General features: G+C 39.6%; 18 protein-coding genes and 4 tRNA genes. 17 read left to right on the forward strand and 5 right to left on the reverse strand.

What is annotated here, in order from left to right:
* Window position 1 precedes the first annotated feature (1 nt).
* The 3 genes from dnaG to BSEPE_RS02140 all read left to right on the forward strand — a co-directional run bounded on the left by dnaG (window position 2) and on the right by BSEPE_RS02140 (window position 4,455).
* Window positions 2–1,807 (forward strand): DNA primase, encoded by a 1,806-nt coding sequence (gene dnaG, locus BSEPE_RS02130; RefSeq protein ID WP_066043494.1) that lies wholly within the window; start codon window positions 2–4, stop codon window positions 1,805–1,807.
* A 348-nt stretch (window positions 1,808–2,155) separates the two neighbouring features.
* On the forward strand, window positions 2,156–3,943 hold the full coding sequence (locus BSEPE_RS02135) for a S8 family serine peptidase (RefSeq protein ID WP_066043496.1): 1,788 nt from the start codon (window positions 2,156–2,158) through the stop codon (window positions 3,941–3,943).
* Between the two features lie 107 nt (window positions 3,944–4,050).
* Window positions 4,051–4,455: a hypothetical protein gene (locus BSEPE_RS02140; protein ID WP_157059365.1), complete on the forward strand. Its 405-nt coding sequence runs from the start codon at window positions 4,051–4,053 to the stop codon at window positions 4,453–4,455.
* Between the two features lie 39 nt (window positions 4,456–4,494).
* Here BSEPE_RS02140 and BSEPE_RS02145 read toward each other — a convergent pair whose 3' ends face one another.
* From BSEPE_RS02145 to BSEPE_RS02165, 5 genes are read right to left on the reverse strand one after another with little or no spacing between them, the layout of a single operon-like run.
* The gene (locus BSEPE_RS02145; protein ID WP_231893512.1) at window positions 4,495–6,327 is read right to left on the reverse strand and encodes a peptidoglycan D,D-transpeptidase FtsI family protein; all 1,833 of its coding nucleotides are present in this window, start codon (window positions 6,325–6,327) and stop codon (window positions 4,495–4,497) included.
* Window positions 6,324–6,590, reverse strand: coding sequence for a cell division protein FtsL (locus BSEPE_RS02150; protein ID WP_083502954.1), 267 nt, complete (start codon window positions 6,588–6,590; stop codon window positions 6,324–6,326). Before BSEPE_RS02150 ends, BSEPE_RS02145 begins: the two co-directional genes overlap by 4 nt.
* A gap of 6 nt (window positions 6,591–6,596) precedes the next feature.
* The gene (rsmH, locus tag BSEPE_RS02155) at window positions 6,597–7,523 is read right to left on the reverse strand and encodes a 16S rRNA (cytosine(1402)-N(4))-methyltransferase RsmH (protein WP_066043506.1); all 927 of its coding nucleotides are present in this window, start codon (window positions 7,521–7,523) and stop codon (window positions 6,597–6,599) included.
* Window positions 7,520–7,972, reverse strand: coding sequence for a division/cell wall cluster transcriptional repressor MraZ (mraZ, locus tag BSEPE_RS02160; RefSeq protein ID WP_066043509.1), 453 nt, complete (start codon window positions 7,970–7,972; stop codon window positions 7,520–7,522). Before mraZ ends, rsmH begins: the two co-directional genes overlap by 4 nt.
* Window positions 7,973–8,152 carry a hypothetical protein gene (locus BSEPE_RS02165; protein ID WP_066043512.1) on the reverse strand — a complete coding sequence of 60 codons (180 nt, stop codon included), beginning with the start codon at window positions 8,150–8,152 and terminating at the stop codon, window positions 7,973–7,975. It lies immediately after the preceding gene.
* Between the two features lie 403 nt (window positions 8,153–8,555).
* Between BSEPE_RS02165 and BSEPE_RS02170 the strand changes: the two genes are divergently transcribed.
* The 14 genes from BSEPE_RS02170 (at window position 8,556) to rpoC (ending at window position 23,462) form a co-directional block, all read left to right on the forward strand.
* A complete protein-coding gene (locus BSEPE_RS02170; protein WP_066043515.1) occupies window positions 8,556–9,779 on the forward strand; it encodes a malic enzyme-like NAD(P)-binding protein in 1,224 nt (407 codons plus the stop codon).
* Between the two features lie 85 nt (window positions 9,780–9,864).
* Window positions 9,865–9,949: transfer RNA gene (locus BSEPE_RS02175), tRNA-Tyr, on the forward strand.
* An 18-nt stretch (window positions 9,950–9,967) separates the two neighbouring features.
* Window positions 9,968–10,041 (forward strand) — tRNA-Gly (locus tag BSEPE_RS02180).
* A 16-nt stretch (window positions 10,042–10,057) separates the two neighbouring features.
* A tRNA-Thr gene (locus tag BSEPE_RS02185) sits at window positions 10,058–10,133 on the forward strand.
* 32 nt (window positions 10,134–10,165) lie between these two features.
* Complete coding sequence (tuf, locus tag BSEPE_RS02190; protein WP_066042991.1) at window positions 10,166–11,356, forward strand: elongation factor Tu; 1,191 nt, start codon at window positions 10,166–10,168, stop codon at window positions 11,354–11,356.
* Between the two features lie 255 nt (window positions 11,357–11,611).
* A tRNA-Trp gene (locus BSEPE_RS02195) sits at window positions 11,612–11,687 on the forward strand.
* A gap of 21 nt (window positions 11,688–11,708) precedes the next feature.
* The gene (secE, locus tag BSEPE_RS02200; protein WP_231893513.1) at window positions 11,709–12,083 is read left to right on the forward strand and encodes a preprotein translocase subunit SecE; all 375 of its coding nucleotides are present in this window, start codon (window positions 11,709–11,711) and stop codon (window positions 12,081–12,083) included.
* Between the two features lie 14 nt (window positions 12,084–12,097).
* Window positions 12,098–12,631 carry a transcription termination/antitermination protein NusG gene (nusG, locus tag BSEPE_RS02205; protein ID WP_066043521.1) on the forward strand — a complete coding sequence of 178 codons (534 nt, stop codon included), beginning with the start codon at window positions 12,098–12,100 and terminating at the stop codon, window positions 12,629–12,631.
* A 57-nt stretch (window positions 12,632–12,688) separates the two neighbouring features.
* Window positions 12,689–13,117: a 50S ribosomal protein L11 gene (gene rplK / locus BSEPE_RS02210; protein WP_066043523.1), complete on the forward strand. Its 429-nt coding sequence runs from the start codon at window positions 12,689–12,691 to the stop codon at window positions 13,115–13,117.
* 4 nt (window positions 13,118–13,121) lie between these two features.
* Entirely contained in the window at window positions 13,122–13,817 is a 696-nt protein-coding gene (rplA, locus tag BSEPE_RS02215) for a 50S ribosomal protein L1 (RefSeq protein ID WP_066043526.1), read from the forward strand.
* A gap of 237 nt (window positions 13,818–14,054) precedes the next feature.
* A complete protein-coding gene (gene rplJ / locus BSEPE_RS02220) occupies window positions 14,055–14,576 on the forward strand; it encodes a 50S ribosomal protein L10 (RefSeq protein WP_066043530.1) in 522 nt (173 codons plus the stop codon).
* 29 nt (window positions 14,577–14,605) lie between these two features.
* The gene (gene rplL / locus BSEPE_RS02225) at window positions 14,606–14,983 is read left to right on the forward strand and encodes a 50S ribosomal protein L7/L12 (protein WP_066043533.1); all 378 of its coding nucleotides are present in this window, start codon (window positions 14,606–14,608) and stop codon (window positions 14,981–14,983) included.
* 176 nt (window positions 14,984–15,159) lie between these two features.
* Complete coding sequence (gene rpoB / locus BSEPE_RS02230) at window positions 15,160–19,242, forward strand: DNA-directed RNA polymerase subunit beta (RefSeq protein WP_066043536.1); 4,083 nt, start codon at window positions 15,160–15,162, stop codon at window positions 19,240–19,242.
* Window positions 19,243–19,262: 20 nt separating this feature from the next.
* Window positions 19,263–23,462 (forward strand): DNA-directed RNA polymerase subunit beta', encoded by a 4,200-nt coding sequence (gene rpoC, locus BSEPE_RS02235; protein ID WP_066043540.1) that lies wholly within the window; start codon window positions 19,263–19,265, stop codon window positions 23,460–23,462.
* The last annotated feature ends 34 nt before the right edge of the window (window positions 23,463–23,496 follow it).

The raw sequence follows: 23,496 nt of genomic DNA on the forward strand, positions 1-23,496 counted from the left end.
TATGCCTTACATTAGTGAAAATTTTCTTAATGATTTACCCAATCAAATCGACATTGTAGATTTGATTGGCAAACGCTTGACGCTCAAAAAATCAGGCAGTGGTTATCGTGCACCTTGCCCATTTCACGGAGGCAAAAATCCAAACCTTGCTGTGAATGCACAGGAGCAATTTTATCACTGTTTTAAATGTGGCGAGAGTGGCAATGCAATTAGTTTTATCCAAAAATACGAAAACGCATCGTTTGTCGAAGCCGTAGAAACCATTGCTAGCGAATTTGGATTGACAATTATATATGATAAAAACACTACACCTATTGACCCCAGTTTAGAGCGTTATCGTTTGCTATCTGAAAAAGTCGGCGAATTTTATCGGCAACAATTAAAGACCTCTCCCGCCAAAGCCAAAGCGGTTAATTATGCAAAAAAACGCGGTATCAGTAGTGAAATTGCCAAGCGTTTTGCTTTGGGTTTTGCCACGCCAGGCAACAAAGATTTATTAACCCATTTTGAAAAAACCGAGCAAGATGTTATTGATTTAAAAGCCTTGGGTTTAATCAAAACAGGCGAATACGGCGACTACGATTTTTTCCGTGACCGTTTAATGTTCCCAATTCACAATAGCAAAGGCTATGTTGTTGCTTTTGGCGGACGAGCGTTTGACAAAAATGCCAAAGCAAAATACCTTAATTCTCAAGAAAGCCCTATCTTTTTCAAATCAAAAGAACTCTACGGACTGCATCATGCACGCAAATTCTCACGCACAATGGACTATATCTTGGTGGTTGAAGGTTATATGGATGTGGTTGCATTACATCAAGCAGGTATCACCAAAGTGGTGGCAACTTTAGGCACAGCAACTACCCCAGAGCATTTGCAAACATTAATGCGCACCACCAAAACCATTGTCTTTTGCTTTGACGGTGATGATGCAGGTCGCGCTGCGGCGTGGAAGGCACTTAAAATCACTTTGCCAATGATCAAAGCAGGTTTATTAATTAAATTTTTATTTCTACCCGACGGCGAAGACCCAGATACTTTGGTTAAAAAAGAATCAGCGCTTTCTTTTGAAAAACGCATTGAAAAAGCACAACCCCTTTCAAGGTTTTTATTTGAACACACCAAAAAAGAAGTCGATTTTAACAGCATTGAAGGCAAGACTTTATTCTTAGAAAAAGTCTCAGTATTGATTGCACAAGTAACCTATGATGTTTATCAACAACAATTGATTGATGGCGTTGCAAACGAAGTTGGGCAAAGCGTCAAACAAGTCCAAACTATTTTTGACAGACGAACAGAAACCTTGCAAGTACAAGCCCTGCAAGCCCCACTTGAAATGAATGATGAATCTGCAATACCAGACTACGAAATTGACCATCACACCGATTTTGTTCCTGCTAAAAAAGAAAATAACGCCACTAAAACCTTAATGTCAAAGATGATTAGCCTGTTTCTCAATTATCCGTCATTGGCGGATAGTACCGTCGAAGTTAGAGTGCGTAATATTGATAAATCAGAAGTATTATTAGAATTAATCCATTCTGCAGAAATTGACGAAGATATCACTCAAGAGGACCTTATTAAACCCTTTAAACCCAAGTCTGGCGTCTATAAGCGCCTACAGGAACTCTGCACTCTCACGCCGCACTTAAGCGAAAACCAAGCCCGTGATGAATTTCAATCCGCCCTAAACGCCGCTGAGAAATTTCAAGAAAGCACTAAAGTAAAAAATTTAATTTCAAGTGCCAACACTCTAGAGGCGCAACGAAAAGTGATGGAAGGCATTCAGAAAAGTAAGGTTAAAAAATAGTTGTTTTTCCATGTGCCTGATAGGTTGGTCGTTGTTAAGACCAAAGGGGCTAATTAGACCAAGTCCAAACTCGACTTAAGCCTTTAGGCTTAACATTAATTTGGGTGTGTGATAACCAATTATCGAATGTCGCCTTATTTTGTTGTGGAGTGCTCCGATATTTTAGTTTACTCTCTAGTTTGGCAGATATTCAGTTTGTCGGAGGGGCTTTAGAGTTCAGAGTGATCTCACGCTGGGAAAGAAAGTTGACATGGGTAGGGTTTTAATGATAAAATTTCATCAGAAAGTAGGAACCCTAAATTCATTTTGGGGCTTTTCCAAGTGGTTCAAAAATAAGGAGAAATTATTATGGCATTAGATAACTATACAGGCAAATATACAGGTGCTGGACAAACCATCGTTATAATCGATCAAGGTATTTCAACGAGTTATACCAATAGCAATGTCGTTTACTCTTATGATTTTGCAGACAACGATAGCAACGCAGTCAATAGCGGTGGCAATCATGGCGGGATGGTTGCAAATGTTGCTCAACAAGTAGCTTCTGGCGTTAAAATTATTCATTTAAAGGTATTTTCAGACGGTTCATCAGGTGCGTATTTTTCTGATATTGAGGAAGCGCTACAATGGGTAGTTAACAACACAAATACTTATAACATTACTGCAGTTAACATGTCTTTAGTTTCTGGCAATGTGCAAACACCTTCTGTTTGGTTGGGCTCCGATGAATATCAGGCTCTGGATGACAAAGGTGTAATTGTTACTGTTGCTTCTGGCAATAGTAAAGCATCTTATGCTACTGATGGTGTTAATTGTCTATCTTCCAGTGAGAGCGTTATTTCAGTTTCCGCTACCGATATAAATGGCGATTTTACTAATTTTTCACAACAGCACAAAGATTTAACTGATGTTGCCTCCTTAGGTAAAAATGTCAATGTAATTGATGATAGCGGTGTTGTGCACTCAATATCAGGCACCAGTTTTTCTGCGCCAACAATTGCAGGCGCTGCTGCAATTTTGCAAGAGGCAGCAATAGATTTATTAGGACATAAATTAACAGATGAAGAGTTTTTGGATCTTATTCAAAAAACAGGCGATAAAGTTACCAACTACACTATTAATGATGGCACCTCTACAGCTGTTTCATCAAATTATTTTGATAAAGATGTTTTAGTTGATGCGTTATCAATGTCAGATACAATCACAACAATTAATGACGGAACAATAGCGACTGCGCAAAAAATAGGAGTTTTAACTACTGGCACCAAACTATTAACTGATTCTGTTACCAAGTCTATAGACGATAAAGACTTTTATCAATTTGAATTAACTAAAGAAAGCAGTGTTGATTTTTTGTTGTCTGGTCTGGACTCTGATATAGATTTAAATCTATATGATGGCAATGGCAAAGCAATTCATCAAGGTTGGGCATGGGGTAGTGTTGATATTGCTTACCAAGAAACATTGGCTGCGGGTACTTATTATGTGGGAGTAGATTATTACGATGGTGTTAATCAAGCAGATAGTAGTACTTATAATTTAAGCTTAACTGTTGATAATGGCGCACTAACACCAACATCAACATCAACATCAACATCAACATCAACATCAACATCAACATCAACATCAACATCAACATCAACATCAACATCAACACCAACATCAACACCAACATCAACACCAGATGACGGAAAAATAGCGACTGCGCAAAAAATAGGAGTTTTAACTACTGGCACCAAACTATTAACTGATTCTGTTACCAAGTCTATAGATGATAAAGACTTTTATCAATTTGAATTAACTAAAGAAAGCAGTGTTGATTTTTTGTTGTCTAATCTGGACTCTGATATAGATTTAAATCTATATGATGGCAATGGCAAAGCAATTCATGAAGGTTGGGCATGGGGCAGTGTTGATATTGCTTACCAAGAAACATTGGCTGCGGGTACTTATTATGTGGGAGTAGATTATTACGATGGTTATAATTATTACGATGGTGTTAATCAAGTAGATAGTAGCGCTTACAATTTAAGCTTAACTATTGCCCCTGTTGGTTATACAGAGATTAATCTAGCAAATGCTGTGGCTTATTTAGAAACACATCAAAATGAATACAACGACCAAATTGTCCTGTAATTTGGATGCTGTTGAAGTTAGTAAAAATAGTCGCATTGTTGCCATTATTTTATTTTCTAGGCAATGCGACTTATGCTATAAATACCAATAGTTCTAAACAAAAAAACATGAGCAGTCAAATCCTTGAAATAACACCTGATCACATTCGCCAAAATTGGATTTTTGACACTCAAGTTAATAGCACATCTGGTTTTGCCATTATGAAAAATGCTCAAGAATGGCAAGATTTTTGGCATGATATGCCGTCTACTATGGATACTCCTAACTGGGTTGAAGGTGATGTTGCTGTGTTCATATTTTTAGGAAAAGACCTGCCAGGCGGTACTAGGGCACAACTCACAATCATAGATTATCAATCCGAACAAGACTCAGCCACACTCTTTTGGCAACTTAGCAGAGATTTAAACGCAATTTCCGTTACTGCTTTTCAAGACATTTGGACAGTATTCATACTTAATTCAAAACACAACCCAATTTTTGGAAAAATAAACAACATTGTTAAAACTTATTAGAATTAGCGGCGATAAATTTAACCCCACAGTTGAAGACAGTTATTTTTTTATCGTGCGTTTGATAGATTGATCGCTGCTTAAGATATTTTCCATTGCCTCTTTAAACACTATAGCAGCCGAGTTTGAACCTTCGCAACTAATTTTTAGTTTTGGGTTCCAATTTGCATAGCACTCTTTTGGATAGTCTAGCCTGACGACCATAATATATTTTGGTTTTTTGACAGGGACGAAGCCAACGAAAAAAGTGCGTTTTGCACCGTCTTTGTTGTATTTTCCATTGATGAGCATTTCCGCAGTGCCTGTTTTTCCTGCGATATTATAGCCTTTGATGCGAGCACGATAGCCGGAGCCCTTGAGGGATACTACAGCATCCAATAAACTGGCAATTTTGTCGGTGGAGGCTTTGTTGAATACTTGGGTTTTTTCTTGGTAAGTACTAACGCCTTTGACCAACTTTAGTGGAGGTATAGCGCCATTATTAGCAAAAACTAGGTAGGCTCTGGCGAGTTGGGCTAAGTTGGTTTGCATGGGTCCGTAACCATAAGATAAAGTGCGTTTGGACGATGTTGACCATGAGTGTGTGGTTTTTAAAGTACCAGGGGTTTCAATATTGGGAATGAGTCCAAGTGAGCGTCCGAAACCAAGTTTGTTCCAAGTATTATACATATCTTCTTTTGTTAGTCTTTCTGAGACATTGACGGTGCCAAGGTTGTGGGATTTTTGAAGGATTTTTTTGACGGTCATTTTGAAATATTTACCGTCGGGTTTTAGGTGCCCGATGCGTTTTGTCACATCAATTTTTTCATCATCAGTTGCGGTAATTTTGCCTTTATCTAGTGCTAAAAGCATGGTGAATGGCTTCATGGTTGAGCCAGGTTCTATTTTATCTGAGAGCACATGGTTTCGATAATTTTCTGCGTGGTAAACAGTTTTATCATTTGGGTCATCGGCAGGGTAGTTAGCAAGTGCTAAAATTTCACCTTCTGCATTGAGAATAATGGCTGAGCCAGAATCAGCCTTATGTTTTTCAACAGATTTTTTGATGGCGGCATAGGTGTAGAATTGAATGTTGGCGTCAATGGTTAGGCTGATATCTTGACCGTGTTTAAGCGGGGTGTCGACTGCAAGGTTAAAATAACCACCTTGGGTAAATTGGTCAAAACTTAAGGATTTAACACCGTCTTGTCCTGCGAGGGTGGGCTCGAATTCGCCTTCAATGCCAGATGCACCGATGCCGTTGTGATTGACACGACCAATCAGAGGGGCTAATGAGGCGGATTTTGGGTAGTATCTGCGGGTGTCTGTTTGCAGTCTAACACCACGAATATTTTGCATTTTGCAATTTTTAACTAAGCCCGGCTTAGTTAAGCCGGGCTTAGTGAGGTGGCTTTGACAAACTCTTAGTTTTACTTTGTTTAGTCTTTCCAGGTTTGCAAGAATTGGGCTATTAAGTCTGAGGTTTTTACGAATGACTAGGTTTTTTCTACCCAGATGTCTACTGAGTTTTTTCTTAATTTTTTCTTGTAATTCCGCCTCAGGAATTTCTAATGCTTTAGCGAGTTTTGAAATAAAGACGGGTTGAATTTGAGTGGGGTCTAAGTTGACTTTTTTCAAAATCAAGGTGCTAGCGAGGGTATCGCCATTTCTATCCAGGATATCACCACGGCGCGCTTTGGATTTGAATGTATTGTAGGCTTGTTGATTGCCCCTTTCTTGTAATGTGATATTGCCCGCATCAAGCTGGTGAATGGTCATTACTCGATAGCCAAAGCCACAAAAAAGAACGATAAAAGACCATTTAATTATGTTTTGACGGCGTGAATAATGTTGTGTCCTAGAAAGTTTGAACATTTCTTTGAGTTTAACTATCATAGGTTTAACACTCTAATCTTCACAGGTCTTTGCATGCGCAATTTAGTAATGGCTTTTTTTTGAATTTTGTTGCCACTCATTTGTTCTGAATATTCGCTCAATAGTTGTTTTTGTTTGGCAGTAATGAATTGATTATTTTGTTGCACGGAGGTAATTTTTTTGTAAAGCAAGTGACTTTGATTGTGCCAATAAATTGTTAAAAAAGACAAGATGACAATGACAAGAATAAGTAATGCATTAATACGATTAATCAGCATTGTCATAATCTCCTATGCAATTCGTTCAGCGATTCGTAGTATCGCACTTCTTGAGCGTCTGCTATCGTTGATTTCTACTTTACTGGCAAAACTTTTGCCCAAATCTTTGAGGGGCATTTGCTTGGTTTCATTGTTCATAATCGGCAGACCTTTCGGCAGCTGTTTTTGTTTTGAGTGTTTTTGAATGAATTTTTTGACAATGCGGTCTTCAATGGAGTGAAAACTGATGACAGATAGGCGACCTTTAACAGCGAGGATTTTAAGGGTTTGGTTTAGCGTATCTGAGAGTTGTTTGAGTTCTTGGTTGATGAAAATGCGGATAGCTTGGAAGGTGCGAGTTGCGGGATGTTTATGCTTTTTTGTTTTGACCACGCTGGCGACAATGTTGGCTAATTGCAGTGTGGTTTCAATTGGCTTTTCTATTTGGAATCTTTTGATGGCAGTAGCAATCTGCCTGCTTCTGCGCTCTTCGCCGAATTCGTAGATGACATTGGCAATCTCAGTTTCGTTGGCAGTGGCAAGCCATTGTGCGGCACTGATGCCAGTAGTTTGGTTCATACGCATATCTAATAGTCCGTCAGCGTTAAAACTAAAACCACGATCAGCGTTGTCAAGTTGCGGGGAGGAGACACCGAGGTCCATTAAAATACCGTCGATTTTTCCGAGCAGCCCTTGTTCTGTAAGTAGGTTGTGCATGTTAGCGAAAGGACTATGAATAACGGTTAATCGCTTATCGTTAAAATTTTGTTGCGCGTATTCAATGGCAGCAAGGTCTTGGTCGAAGGCGATGACTTTGCCGTCATTGCCTAATTGGTTTAGAATACCTTGTGTATGACCGCCTCTACCGAAAGTTGCATCTATGTAGATGCCGTTTTTTTTGATTGCTAAGCCTTCGATAGACTCATTGAACATTACAGACTGGTGATGGTTACTGGTCATAGTGATAGTTGAGAGACTTCAACTGGGATTTTCTCTTGTTCGCTTAGAGTATCAAGGTTATCGAGTTGCTTGTGCCATACAGTTTCGTCCCAAAGTTCAAAATTGTGACCTTGTCCGCTCATAATAATTTTTTTGTCAATGCTAGCATATTCTCTCAAAGTTGCAGGGATTAAAATGCGTGAGGCACCGTCCAGTTCGCAGTCGGTGGCGTGACCGATGAGTTTGCGTTTTAAGCGTTTGCTGTGGATATTGAGCGAGGGCAGGGCGCTGATCTTTTCTTCAAGTGTCAGCCAATATTTTAAGGGGTAAAGTAATAAACAAGCGTCATCTGGGTGGATACTGAGCACCATTTTCCCAGTGCAAATCTCATCGATTTGCATTTGATGGCGTGTTGGGATTTTGAGTCGTCCTTTAACATCAATGCTGAGATTGTGAACCCCGCGAAACATTTAACGAGGTTGCAGTTGCTTTTGATAAAAAGCCATCGCACCTAAAATAAGGGCAACAATAGTAATCACGACAAACGCTTTACCATTGTTGATTTCCGCTTGTTTGGCACCGATTAGGGCTAATACACTGAGTGAAGTTGTTGACAAAAGTACACCGATAAGTATTTTTTTGAGTTGCATAATCTACGCCCATTATTGTTGTTTAAAAATACATTTTATACCACTTTATACCACTTTTTACTACTTTTAAAAAATACAGATTTTTTATACGATTTATATTTTTTCTGCTAAATTCTGGTTATGAAATATCATTTAATTCATAGAAATTCTATTGCTAAGGTGCTAGAAAAGGCACATCAATACCGTTCTTTGCTTTTTGTGGCGGCTAAAATTAACCATTTAGAGCAATTACCACAAGGTAAAATATACGTGCTAAGCGTATGAGTGAGGTGATGTTTAATAATGGATTTGGCGTTTGTTCCAATCACCGTCATCGTGAGGCGCAATGCCCAAAAAACATTAGCGTTAGTAATATTACCGCTATGAATAAATTGATTAGTTGGTCTTAAAAAAAGGAAGCGTTATGTCAAATAGTGATTTACATCAAAAAGCATTGGATTACCATCAGGGCAATCGACCGGGAAAAATTGTCGTTAATGCGCATAAACCCATGGAAAGCAGTGCAGATTTATCTTTGGCTTATACGCCTGGCGTGGCTGCACCCGTTAGAGAAATTGCCAAAGATGCTAGTAAAGTAGATTTATACACTGCCAAGGGTAATTTGGTTGCCGTGATTTCAGATGGTTCTGCAGTTTTAGGTTTGGGCAATGTTGGACCTTTAGCATCAAAACCGGTAATGGAGGGCAAGGCGGTATTGTTTAAAAAATTTGCTGATATTGATGTGTTTGATATTGAAGTTGATACCCAAGATGTTGATGAATTTGTACAAACGGTGAAAAATATTGCCCCAACTTTTGGGGGTATTAATTTAGAGGATATCTCAGCACCGCGTTGTTTTGAGATTGAACGGCGTTTAATTAAGGAACTTGATATCCCAGTTTTTCATGATGACCAACACGGCACTGCTATTATTATTTCTGCTGGTTTGTTAAATGCAATTGAGATTCAAGGAAAAAACATTAAAGAAGTGAAACTGGTTTGTTTGGGCGCAGGTTCAGCAGGTATTGCCACGCTAAATTTATTATGTAAACTGGGCTTAAATAAAGACAATATTTTATTGGTTGATAAAGAAGGTGTCGTTTCTACCGACCTTCAAAATGTTAGTCAAGTTAAGGCGCAATATGCGGCAGAAACAGATAAAAAAACTTTGGCCGAAGCTATGCGAGGTTGTGACATATTCATTGGCGTTGCAGCTGCCAATTTGGTGTCTAAAGATATGATAAAGTCAATGGCAAATAATCCAATTGTATTCGCCTTGTCCAATCCTGACCCTGAAATCTCTCCTGCAGACGCCCACTCAGTGCGTGATGATTTAATTATGGCAACAGGACGCAGTGATTATCCAAATCAAGTGAATAATGTTTTAGGCTTTCCTTTTATTTTCAGAGGCGCACTTGATGCCAAAGCCAAAGAAATAAATATAGAAATGAAAATTGCTGCCGTGCATGCGCTTAAAGACTTGGCGAAATTAGAGGTTCCTCAAGAGGTGTTAAAGGCTTACAATGCCGACTCTATGAGCTTTGGCAAAGATTACATTATTCCAAAACCATTCGATAAAAGGTTGGTTGATGTGGTGCCAAAAGCAGTGTTTGATGCTGCAGTTTTAAGTGGTGTTGCAAATATTTAACCTTTCTAAATCTTACGACTAAATTTATTAAAAAAACCCTTGTTTATCCTGTTAACTTATGGGATAATACCCGATTGCTTTTTGGGGAGGGGTTCCCGAGTGGCCAAAGGGAACAGACTGTAAATCTGTCGGCTCCGCCTTCGAAGGTTCGAATCCTTCCCCCTCCACCAAAGAGCAAAATAGGATTTGCGGGTATCGTATATTGGTATTACCTTGGCCTTCCAAGCCAATGAGACGAGTTCGATTCTCGTTACCCGCTCCATAGTGAAAGAGGTTGCGCTCACCTAGCTCAGTCGGTAGAGCACTTCCTTGGTAAGGAAGAGGTCGGCGGTTCAAATCCGCTGGTGAGCTCCATAAATTAATGTAATAAAAATGAGGAATATAAAATGTCAAAAGAAAAATTCGAAAGAAACAAACCCCATGTCAATGTTGGCACAATCGGTCATGTTGACCATGGTAAAACTACCCTAACAGCAGCCATCACCAAAGTAATGGCAGAAGCAAACGGCGGTGAATTTAACGACTATGCAGATATTGATAACGCTCCTGAAGAAAGAGAACGCGGCATTACTATCTCAACAGCCCATGTAGAATACGAAAGTGAAACGCGTCATTATGCTCATGTAGATTGCCCAGGACATGCGGATTATGTTAAAAATATGATTACCGGTGCTGCCCAAATGGACGGCGCTATTATTGTTATCGCTGCCACAGATGGCCCAATGGCACAAACCCGTGAGCACATTCTTTTGTCTAAGCAAGTTGGTGTTCCATACATCCTTGTTTATATGAATAAAGCCGATATGGTTGACGATGAAGAATTGGTAGAATTGGTTGAAATGGAAATCCGTGAGTTATTAACAGAATACGATTTCCCAGGTGATGACACGCCAGTTATCTTTGGCTCTGCACTTAAGGCATTAGAAGGCGATACTTCAGACATCGGTGTGCCTTCAATCGTCAAACTGGTTGAAGCATTAGACACTTATATTCCAACCCCTAAGCGCGACACAGATAAGACATTCATTATGCCAATTGAAGATGTATTCTCAATCTCTGGCCGCGGCACCGTTGTAACAGGTCGTATTGAAGCAGGGGTTGTTAATGTTGGTGACGAATTAGAAATTGTTGGTATCAAAGAAACAAAAACCACCACTTGTACAGGTGTTGAAATGTTCCGTAAGTTATTAGATTCTGGTGAAGCAGGTGACAATGTTGGCGTGCTTCTTCGTGGCACCAAGCGAGAAGAAGTTGAACGCGGTCAAGTATTGGCGAAACCAGGCTCTATCAAACCACATGCAAAGTTTGAAGCAGAAATCTATGTCTTAAGCAAAAATGAAGGTGGTCGTCATACACCATTCTTCAACAACTACCGTCCACAGTTTTATTTTAGAACAACAGATGTAACTGGCGCATGTCAATTACCTGAGGGCGTAGAAATGGTAATGCCTGGCGACAATGTGAAAATGCAAGTAGAATTACTTTCTCCGATTGCTATGGAAGATGGTTTAAGATTTGCCATTAGAGAAGGCGGTCGTACGGTTGGCGCGGGTGTTGTTGCTAAGGTGACAGATTAAAGGAAATAGTAGAATTGGCTCAGAGGTTTTGAGTCTTATAAAGAATACCTTTAGTAATCGTTTGATTAGTAAAGGTATTTTTAATGAGACTGTTGATTATTAAAAGTGCGATTTAGGAAATGCAGAAAATAGTGCATTTTTTACTAAAAAATGAGAAGAATAGCCAGCTATTTGACGAGTTTTTTGAGTGAAAAAGGTGCTGTTTTATGTGTTCCATAAATTGTGCTTTTCAATATTCAACAGTCTCTTAATTTTAGGCAAGTGGCTCAATTGGTAGAGTGGCGGTCTCCAAAACCGTTGGTTGGGGGTTCGAGTCCCTCCTTGCCTGCCATATTAAAATAGGATGTGATTTGTGAGTAAGAATACAGAAAGTCAAGTAGCAAAAGAGTCGTCAATAGGAATGTTTGTAGCAATTCTAGTTGTGATTGCTTCGTTAGTGCTTTACTATAGTAACCCATTGGCATTAAACACAACGCTTTACAAGGTGTTGGTTTTGTTGGCAGGTTTGGTGGTTGCAGGCTTTGTGTTTTTCAAATCACCACAGGGCATCCGTTTAAATGCGTTTTTCAAAGAGACAAAAATTGAATTGCGTAAAGTTGTTTGGCCGACCAAAGATGAGACCGTTAAGACGACTGGTATGATTATGGTAGCAGTAGTTATTGTTGCGATATTTTTATGGATTGTTGATGCGTTCTTTACTTGGGCTGTTCAACTACTAACAAACTAAAAGGGATTATAAAAATGTCTAAGAGATGGTATGTACTCCACGCAAGAAGCGGATATGAAGCGAAAGTAAAGCTTGCGATTGAAGAAACAATTGAGAGAGAAGGTGTTGTAGATTTGGTTGGTGATATTGTGATTCCAACCGAGCAAGTAGTAGAAATCAAAGATGGTCAGAAGAAAACAGCAGAACGAAAGTTCTTTCCAGGTTATATGTTGATTAATATGGAACTCACTGAGCAAAGCTGGCTAGCCATAAAAAACACCACGAATGTGATTGGTTTTATTGGCGGTGTTTCAGGTAAGCCATCGCCGATTACTCAACGAGAAGTTGACAAGATTATGGCGCGTGTCCAGGAAGGTGCAGACAAGCCTAAACCTAAGGTTGCTTACCAGCCGGGTGAAGAGATTTTGGTTGTTGATGGGCCGTTTAATGAATTTAATGGCACTGTGGAAGCAGTTAACTATGAAAAGAATTTACTGAAAGTAGAGGTGTTGATTTTTGGACGCACGACATCAGTAGAGTTGGAGTTCTCGCAAGTTGCGAAAACTTAATATTTAACAGGGGAGCTTAGTCTAGTATTAAGCGTTTGTACCCACAAGGAGATAAAAATGGCTAAAAAAATTGAATCGTATATTAAGCTGCAGATTCCAGCACAAGAGGCAAATCCTTCACCACCAGTAGGTCCAGCATTGGGTCAACACGGTGTGAACATTATGGATTTCTGTAAAGCGTTTAACGCATCAACCCAAGATATCGATAAAGGTATGAAAGTGCCAGTGGTTATTACGGTTTATAGCGACCGTAGTTTTACTTATATTACTAAAACACCGCCAGCAGCATTGTTAATCTTAAAAGTAACAGGCATCAAGAAAGGTAGCGGTGTGCCAAATTTAGATAAAGTTGGCAAGATTACTCGTGCACAATTAGAAGAAGTTGCAGCCATCAAAATGAAAGATTTGAACGCAAATGACATGGATTCAGCGGTAAATATTATTGCAGGTACAGCCCGTTCTATGGGCATTACGGTGGAGGGTTAATCAGATGGCTAAATTAACTAAAAAACAAAAAGACATTGCAGCAAAAGTTGAAATTGGTAAACAATATTCAATCATTGATGCATTAACTTTATTAAAAGAATGTTCAACTGCTAAGTTCGACGAGTCTATTGATGTGAGTGTTAACCTTGGTGTTGATGCGAACAAATCTGACCAAAATGTTCGTGGTGCAGTGGTATTGCCAAACGGCACGGGAAAGTCAGTGCGTGTTGCGGTATTTACCCAGGGCGACAATGTAGAAAAAGCACAAGCAGCTGGCGCTGATGTTGTTGGTATGGAAGATTTAATGAAAACAATGCAAGATGGCGATCTTAACTACGATGTGGTTATTGCTTCTCCCGATGCAATGGGTGTTGTTGGTCGTTTAGGTCAAATATTAGGCCCTCGTGGTCTAATGCCTAACCCTAAAGTAGGCACAGTAACACCAGATGTTGCTACTGCGGTAAAAAATGCAAAAGCAGGCCAAGTGCGTTACCGCACTGACAAAGCAGGTATTATTCACGCTGGTGTTGGCAAAGCATCATTCACGCCAGAAGCGTTAACTGAAAATATTACTGCTTTAATGGATGCGTTAAAAAAAGCCAAGCCAAGTTCTGCAAAAGGTGTGTATTTTCAAAAAATAAGTGTTTCATCAACAATGGGTCCAGGCATTAGCGTTGATATAGCATCGGTTGACATTTAGTTAACCAAAACAAATTCTTTCAGGTCTTAGATTATTCTATGACCTCAGAGACCATAGGTGCAGACAGTCCTTCTGGAGTGTTTGTTTAATTGACTGATAATACAGTTGGCCTATGTAGAGGGTATGTAAATACTCTAAGGGTGAAAGTTATAAATTATTATAATTTTCTTTTTTAAGGCTGAATTTAGATATCGCAATGCAGTATTTAAATTTAGTGACTGTTTAGGAGGGAGGCAAATGGCTCTAAATCTTGAAGCAAAAAAAGTTGTTGTCAAACAGGTGAATGCACTCGCACAGAGTAGTATCGCTGTTGGCGTAGCTGAGTATCGCGGTTTAACAGTTGAACAAATGACTAATCTTCGTGCAAGTGCAATGGATGCAAGTGTTTCTTTACGCGTTGTAAAGAACTCATTGGCAAAAAGGGCGCTAGTAGAGACGACATGTGAATGCGTTATGCCTGTGTTAAGTGGGCCGGTAATTCTTGGTTTTTCACAAGAAGACCCGGGTGCAGTGGCGCGTGTATTTAACGATTTCGTTAAAGAAAACGAAGATTTAGTTGTTAAGGGCTTGGGTGTTTCAGGTGACTTTGTGGAAGCAAATGAACTTAAACGCATCGCAGCTTTACCAACCAAAGACCAGGCAATTAGCTTAGTAATGGCACTTATGTTGGCACCAGTAGAGAAACTGGCAAGGAGTCTTAATGATGCTCCGGGTCAAATCACTCGAGTGGTTTCAGCAGTGGCACAACAAAAACAATAATATAAATAAAATAAAAAGGAGTAAATATCATGGCTAAATTAACCAATGAAGATATTTTAAATGCAATTGCTGATATGTCAGTAATGGATGTTGTAGAGTTAGTTTCTGCAATGGAAGAGAAGTTCGGTGTATCTGCAGCGGCAGCGGCAGCAGCGCCAGTAGCAGCAGCAGACGCTGGTGCGGCAGTAGAAGAAAAAGATGAGTTTGATGTCGTAATGACAAGTTTCGGTGAAAAGAAAGTTGCTGTTATTAAGGCAGTTCGTAGCATTACTGGTCTTGGGCTTAAAGAGGCTAAAGACATGGTTGAAGCGGCACCTGCAGCAATCAAAGAAGGCGTATCTAAGGCTGAAGCTGAAGATGTTAAAAAGCAGCTTGAAGAAGCTGGCGCTAGCGTAGAACTTAAATAATTAAGCGCTATGTAAACACTGGAATTTCCACAAGGAGACTCCGGTGTTTTTGCGTTTTTAACAAAGCGCACTTTCAACCTATAAATTTTTTTATAGGTTGACCTATTACTTAGAAGGCTTTATTAATATATTGTCTTTTAAAAATGTTAATTGTAAGATTAAATATGTGAGGTACTATGGCTTATTCATTTACTGAAAAAAAACGAATTAGAAATAATTTCGGTTCAAGAGAATCAATTTTAAAGGAGCCAGATTTATTGGCTATCCAGATTGAATCATTTAACGGTTTTATTCAAGCTGGTGCAGATGAGAAGGCAGATGTGGGATTACACGCTGTTTTTCAATCTGTATTTCCAATTACTGCGAATAATGGTTATGCAGAAATTGAATATGTTGATTATGAATTGCAAACGCCAAAATTTAATGTTAAAGAATGTAAATTGCGTGGTGTTACTTTTGCTTCAATCTTACGGGTTAAATTAAACCTTGTCTTATTTGATAAGAATGGCTCAACGCTAAAGAAAAAGCGTCGTGTTAAGCAAGTGATTGAAGAAGATGTTTATTTGGGTCAATTGCCATTGATGACAGATACAGGTACTTTTGTTATTAATGGTACTGAGCGTGTTGTAGTCTCTCAATTACATCGCTCTCCTGGCGTTATCTTTGAGCATGATAAAGGTAAGACGCATTCTTCGGGTGAAATTTTATTCTCATCGCGTATTATTCCTTACCGTGGCTCTTGGTTAGATTTTGAATTTGATCATCATGCGCATTTGTATGTTCGTATTGACCGTCGTCGTAAATTACCAGTGACGACCTTATTGCGTGCAATGGGTCTTGATTCGGCAGCTATCCTTGATACTTTCTATGAGAAAATCGATGTTAAACTAAAGGCAAAATCTTGTGATGTAGGCTTGTCTTCTGAAAAATTAAAAGGTTCAATTGCTGAGTTTGATATTATTTCTGGTAAAGATGTAGTGATCGAAAAAGGTCGCCGTGTTACCGCTAAGCACACCAAGATTTTAGAAGCGGCCAAGATTAAATCTGTCAATGCGCCACTTGAGTATTTATTAGACAAAGTTATTTCTCAAGATGTGATTGATAAAGAAACGGGCGAAGTTGTATTGGCTTCTAATACCGTTATCGGCGAAGAGCAGTTAGAATTGATTGTTAGCACCAAAGTTAAGAAACTTGAAATCCTATATATCAATGAATCTAAGACTGGTGCTTATATTTCTAACACCTTGCGTTTAGATGAAACAGAAACAGAAATTGATGCTCGTATGTCTATTTATCATGTGATGCGTCCAGGTGAGCCAGCGACAGCAGATGCGGTTAATTTATTGTTTAATAATTTGTTTTTCAAAGGTGAGCGCTATGATCTTTCTAAAGTAGGTCGTATGAAGCTTAATCGTCGTTTAGGTATTGAGTCTGAAACGGGCGAGCATGTGCTAACAAATGATGATATTTTGAATGTTGTTAAACTATTGATTGATATTAAAGATGGTAAAGATTCTGTTGATGATGTTGACACGCTTGCTAACAGACGCGTTAGAGCTATCGGTGAGATGATTGAAAACCAGTTTAGAATTGGTTTAGTGCGTGTTGAAAAGTCGGTTAAAGAAGGTTTAAATCTTGCTGAAACAGATGAATTAACCCCGCAAGATTTGATTAATTCTAATCCAGTTTCTGCTGCGGTTAAAGAGTTTTTTGGTTCTTCACAACTGTCTCAGTTTATGGACCAAGTGAATCCATTGTCAGGTGTGACGCATAAACGACGCATTTCTGCCTTAGGTCCAGGTGGTTTGACGCGTGAACGAGCTGGCTTTGAAGTGCGAGATGTTCATCCATCGCACTATGGTCGTTTATGCCCGATTGAAACACCAGAAGGTCCAAACATTGGTTTGATTAACACTTTGGCAGTTTATGCCAAAACCAATAATTATGGCTTTTTAGAGACGCCGTATCAAATCGTTAAAAAAGGCAAAGTTACTAGCGAAATTATTTATGTGTCTGCGATTGATGAAATTGCACATACGATTGCACAGGCAAACGCAGGTGTGGATGCTAAAGGTAATTTAACCGATGACTTAATTTCTTGTCGTTGTAAAAATGAATTCGTTTTGGTCAATTCAGAAGATGTGACTTTAATTGATATCGACTCCAAGCAAATTGCATCAGTGGCAGCATCGTTGATTCCTTTCTTAGAGCATGACGATGCTAACCGTGCGTTAATGGGTTCAAATATGCAACGACAAGCGGTACCCACTTTACGCGCTGAAAAGCCATTAGTTGGTACAGGTATTGAGCGTGTTGTAGCAACCGATTCTCGTGTTTGTGTTACGGCTAAAAATGGCGGTGTGGTTGAGGCAGTTGATGCTTCTCGTATCGTTATTCGTGTTGACTCTAAGCAGGCTAAGGCTGGCGAGTTAGGGGTTGATATTTATAATTTAACCAAGTATTCTCGCTCTAATCAAAATACTTGTATTAATCAAAAACCTTTGGTTAAGACGGGTGATAAAATCGCTACAGGTGATGTATTGGCCGATGGTCCTTCAACGGATATGGGTGAATTGGCGTTAGGTCAAAATATGAAAATTGCCTTTATGCCTTGGAATGGTTACAACTTTGAGGATTCTATCTTAATTTCTGAGCGTGTTATTCAAGAAGACCGTTATACAACGATTCATATTGAAGAATTAACCGCTTACGCAAGAGACACTACTTTGGGTATGGAGGAAATTACTGCCGATATTCCTAATGTGAGCGAATCTGCTTTGGCGAAGTTGGATGAAGTGGGTATTGTTTATGTTGGTGCTCGTGTTAAGGGTGGAGATATCTTGGTGGGTAAAGTTACCCCTAAGAGTGAAACAGTTCTCTCTCCAGAAGAGAAATTATTACACGCTATCTTTGGTGAAAAAGCCAATAGCGTTAAAGATTCTTCATTGCGTGTTGGTGCATCAAAATCTGGTGTCGTTATTGATGTTCAGGTTTTTACTCGCGACCGTGTTGAAAAAGATGCACGAGCAATCAGTATTGATGAAAGTCGTTTGGCGAAAATCAGAAAAGACATTGATGACGAATTCGGCATTATTGATGGTGACATCTTGCGTCGCATTCGCTCAAAACTTTCAGGCAACGAATTAACAAAATCAGCTGCAGGTATTAAAACAGGTGAAAAGTTAAGCGCTAAAAATATGAAAGCTTTAGACAGTGCAGACCTTGCAAAACTTAAAGTGAAGGATGCAGCAATCAATAAAGAAGTAGCATCATTGGTTAAACAAGCAAAAGCCAAGCAAGTTGAGTTTGATAAATTCTTTGAGAACGAAAAAGCCAAGATTGACGAAGGTGCAGAATTACCACCAGGTGTTATGAAGATGGTTAAAGTTTATGTGGCAACGCGTAAGACCTTGCAAGTCGGTGATAAGATGGCGGGTCGTCATGGTAACAAAGGTGTTATTTCTCGTGTATCTCCAGTAGAAGATATGCCTTATCTTGCTGATGGTTCAACCATTGATGTAGTGCTTAACCCACTTGGTGTACCTTCTCGAATGAATGTTGGACAAGTGTTAGAAGTTCACTTAGGCTATGCAGCAAAGGGCTTAGGACATAAGATTGCGGCGATGCTTGATGAGAAACGCAAAGAGATGGTTAAAGACATTAGAGCCTTCTTGGATAAAGTTTACAACTCCTATGGAAAACAAGAAGATTTGGCATTATTCAGCGATGAAGAAATCATTGAATTAGCGAACAATCTACGCGAGGGCGTACCAATGGCAACGCCAGTATTTGATGGCATCAAAGAAACAGACATTAAATCTTTATTGAAGTTGGCTGACTTGCCAGAATCTGGACAAGAACAACTTTATGACGGTCGTACAGGTGAGCCGTTTGACCGTCCAGTAACCGTTGGTTATATGCATATGTTGAAACTGAACCACTTGGTAGATGACAAGATGCATGCGCGTTCAACCGGCCCTTACTCATTAGTAACACAGCAACCATTAAGTGGTAAGGCGCAATTCGGTGGACAGCGTTTCGGTGAAATGGAAGTTTGGGCGTTAGAGGCTTATGGTGCGGCACATACGCTGCGTGAAATGTTGACCGTTAAATCGGATGATTTGGTTGGACGAGCAAAGATGTATAAGAGCATTGTTGATGGCGTGAATGTCACTGAGTCAGTGATGCCAGAATCCTTTAATGTATTGGTTAAAGAGATTCGTTCATTAGGTATTGATGTTGAACTTGATCAACACTAATAATAACACGGAGAATAAATATGCAAGATTTATTAAATATTTTAAAGAGTCAAAATAAAGAACAAGATTTTGACGCGATTAGAGTTGGTTTGGCGTCTCCTGAGAAGATTCGTTCATGGTCTTATGGCGAAGTAAAGAAACCTGAAACCATCAATTACAGAACTTTTAAGCCCGAACGAGAGGGTTTGTTTTGTTCTAAGATTTTCGGACCAATGAAAGATTTTGAATGTTTGTGTGGTAAATACAAACGCATGAAGTTCCGCAATGTGGTTTGTGAAAAATGTGGCGTTGAGGTTACTTTGTCTAAAGTACGCCGTGAGCGAATGGGTCATATTGACCTTGCAGCACCCGTTGCACATATTTGGTACTTAAAGTCACTGCCGTCGCGTCTTGGATTATTGATGGACATGACATTGAAAGATATTGAACGCGTTTTGTATTTTGAAGCCTTTCTAGTCACGGATCCAGGTAATACACCTTTAGTTCATAAGCAGTTATTAACAGAAGAAATGTATTTTGATGCCTTAGATGAATTCGGTGATGATGAGTTTGAAGCAAAAATGGGCGCAGAAGCTATCCAAGATGTTTTAAAAGAAATGCAGCTTGAAAAAGAAGCGGCAAATCTTCGTGAAGACAGCCTAAATACTAAGAGTCAAACAAAACTTAAGAAATACAACAAGCGTTTAAAGTTAATTAATTCCCTTATTCAGTCGGATAATAAACCTGAGTGGATGGTGTTAAATGTCTTGCCAATCCTACCACCAGATTTACGCCCATTGGTATCATTGGATGGGGGTCGTTTTGCGACTTCTGATTTGAACGATTTGTATCGTCGTGTTATCAATCGTAATAACCGTTTAGCGCGTTTATTAGAATTAGATGCCCCTGAAATCATCGTACGCAATGAAAAGCGTATGTTGCAAGAAGCGGTAGATTCATTAATTGATAACGGTCGTCGTGGTCGTGCAGTGATGGGTAATAACCGTCGTCCGTTGAAGTCAATTGCAGATATGATTAAAGGTAAGCAAGGTCGTTTCCGTCAAAACTTACTCGGTAAACGCGTTGACTATTCAGGTCGCTCAGTGATTGTTTGTGGTCCATATCTTAAATTACACCAATGTGGCTTACCGAAGAAAATGGCGTTAGAATTATTCAAGCCTTTTGTTTATAACCGTTTGATTTCTCAAAGCTTAGCATCAACCATTAAAGCAGCGAAGAAAATGGTTGAAAGTGAAGAGGCCATCGTTTGGGATATTTTAGAAAAAGTCGTGCACCAGCATCCAGTGATGTTGAATCGTGCACCAACGCTACACCGTTTAGGTATTCAAGCGTTTGAACCGTTATTAATTGAAGGCAAAGCCATTCAATTACACCCTTTAGTTTGTGGTGCGTTTAACGCGGATTTCGATGGCGACCAAATGGCAGTGCATGTACCTTTATCTGAAGAAGCACAATTAGAAGCAAGAACACTAATGTTGGCCTCTAGTAATGTTTTGCACCTTGCCAGTGGTGAACCTATCATTGTACCTTCACAAGATGTTATTTTGGGCTTGTACTATATGACGCGTGATATGATCAATCAAAAAGGTGAGGCTATGATTTTTGCTAGTCCAGTTGAAGCGTTAAATGCTTATGAGTCAGGTGTAACGACATTACATGCAAAGATTAAATTGCGTATTCAAGACTATAAAAAAGTTGATAAAAAATATGAGCCAACTTCCACACGCATTGTTGACACAACTGTGGGTCGTGCAATTTTCTCAAGAATCTTACCAAAAGGATTGTCGTTTGACTTGATTAACAAGGCGATTAGTAAAAAAGTGGTTTCTAACTTAATCCATGTTTGTTATCAAACACAAGAGTTAAAAGACACCGTTGTTTTTGCTGATCAGATGATGTATATGGGTTTCCAATACTCAACCAGGTCAGGTATTTCATTTTGTTCGAATGATATGACCATTCCAGATTCTAAAGCAGGTACTATTCGTGATGCAGAAATGCAAGTGAAAGAAGTACAAAAGCAGTACGCACAAGGTGTGGTGACAGATGGTGAACGCTATAACAAGGTCATTGATATTTGGTCGCGTACTTCTGAAACCGTTGCGAAGGCGATGATGGACGAAATCGGTTTTGAGGACTTTACCAATGCCGATGGCAAAACTGAAAAATTACCTTCTTTTAACTCGGTTTATATGATGGCCGATTCTGGTGCACGAGGCTCTCCTGCACAGATGCGTCAGTTGGCAGGTATGCGTGGTCTAATGGCTAAGCCAGATGGTTCAATTATTGAAACCCCAATTACTTCAAATTTCCGCGAGGGTTTGAATAATATGCAATACTTTATTTCAACACATGGCGCACGAAAAGGTTTGGCTGATACAGCATTGAAAACTGCGAACTCAGGTTATTTGACGCGTCGTTTGGTCGATGTTGCACAAGATTTGGTTGTTAACGAAGACGATTGTGGTACAGAAAATGGTTTAATGATGAAGGCAACGATTGAAGGCGGCAACATTGTACAAACTTTAGGTGCTGCAGTACTTGGTCGTGTTGTGGCTGAAGATGTAATGATGCCAGATACTAAGAAAGTATTATTGCCTAAGGGTCATTTAGTGACTTTAGAAGATTCAGACGAAATCAATGAAGTTGGTGTGGAGTCTATCAAGGCGCGTTCTGCGATTACTTGTGATGCTCGTTATGGCGTTTGCGCCTCTTGTTATGGTAATGACATGGCTCGCGGACATAAGATTGGCGTTGGTGAGGCAGTTGGTGTTATTGCAGCGCAGTCAATCGGTGAGCCAGGTACACAGTTAACCATGCGTACTTTTCACATTGGTGGTGCAGCTTCTGCATCAACAGCGGTCAGTAGTATTAACATTGACAATGATGGTGTGGTGCATTTTGAAAACTTAAGGTCAATTACTAACGAAAATGGCGATTTAGTGGTTATTTCTCGTTCTTCTGAGGTAACGATTCGTAATGCTAAAGGTCAAGAGGTTGAGCGCTATAAGATTCCTTATGGTGCGATTGCCCATGTTAAAGATGGTGGCAAAGTTAAGGCAAAAGATAAGATTGCTGACTGGGACCCGCATACGCATCCAATTATTTCTGAGCAAGCAGGTCGTGTTGTGTTTGTTGATTTTGTTGAAGGTGTTACTGTTAACAAAAACTCTGATCCATTGACAGGATTAACTTTTTTTGAAATGATTAAGGAAACAGAAAGATTATCAGCAGCAAAAGGTTTAAAGCCAATGATTAAGATGGTGGATGCAAAAGATTCTGAAATCGTTTTATCGACACACTACTTACCGTCAGAAGTTAAGATTAATTTAGAAGATGGTCAGGTGATTACTGCAGGTGAAGTGCTTGCGAAGATTCCAAAAGACCAATCTAAGACCAGTGATATTACTGGTGGACTGCCGCGCGTTGCTGACTTGTTCGAAGCGCGTAAAGCTAAGGACCACTCACTGCTTGCAGAAGCAACAGGTGTTATTAGTTTTGGTAACCCAACTAAGTCTAAAGACCGTTTAATCATTACCTCTGCAGAAGGTGAAGCGATAGAAATGATGATTCACAAATGGCGTCAGATTAATGTCTTTGATGGTGAAACGGTTGAAAAAGGTGATGTAATTTCTGACGGACCGTCTAATCCGCACGATATTCTTCGTCTATTAGGCGTAGAGGCGTTGGCGAACTATGTGGTTAAGGAGGTTCAAAATGTTTATCGCCTGCAAGGTGTGAATATTTCTGATAAGCATATTGAAGTCATTGTTAAGCAAATGTTGCGCAAAGTAGAGGTGCTTGATACGGGTGATTCACCGTTTGTTAATGGCGAAACTGCTGAGTATGCGCGCGTGATTGAGACCAATAGACAATTAACCGCACAAGGTAAAAATCCAATTATTTATCAAAGATTGTTGATGGGTATTACTAAAGCTTCATTGGCAACTGAGTCGTTTATTTCTGCGGCATCATTCCAAGAAACCACGCGTGTACTAACGGAAGCGTCAACGACAGGTCGTGTTGATAACCTATTGGGCTTAAAAGAGAATGTTATCGTAGGTCGTTTGATTCCAGCGGGAACAGGCTTTGTTCATCATCAAGAGCGTCGTGCTAAGCGCAGGGAAAAATCTGTGATGCAAACTGCAGAAGCAGAGGCAGCATTGTCAGCCGAGTTGAGTGAAGTGGATGCTGAAACAGAGTCTACTGCTGAAGAATAGTTAAACTTAATTAATATTTGAAAAAGAAAAACCG

The organism is endosymbiont of Bathymodiolus septemdierum str. Myojin knoll (assembly GCF_001547755.1).
Taxonomy (GTDB): domain Bacteria; phylum Pseudomonadota; class Gammaproteobacteria; order PS1; family Pseudothioglobaceae; genus Thiodubiliella.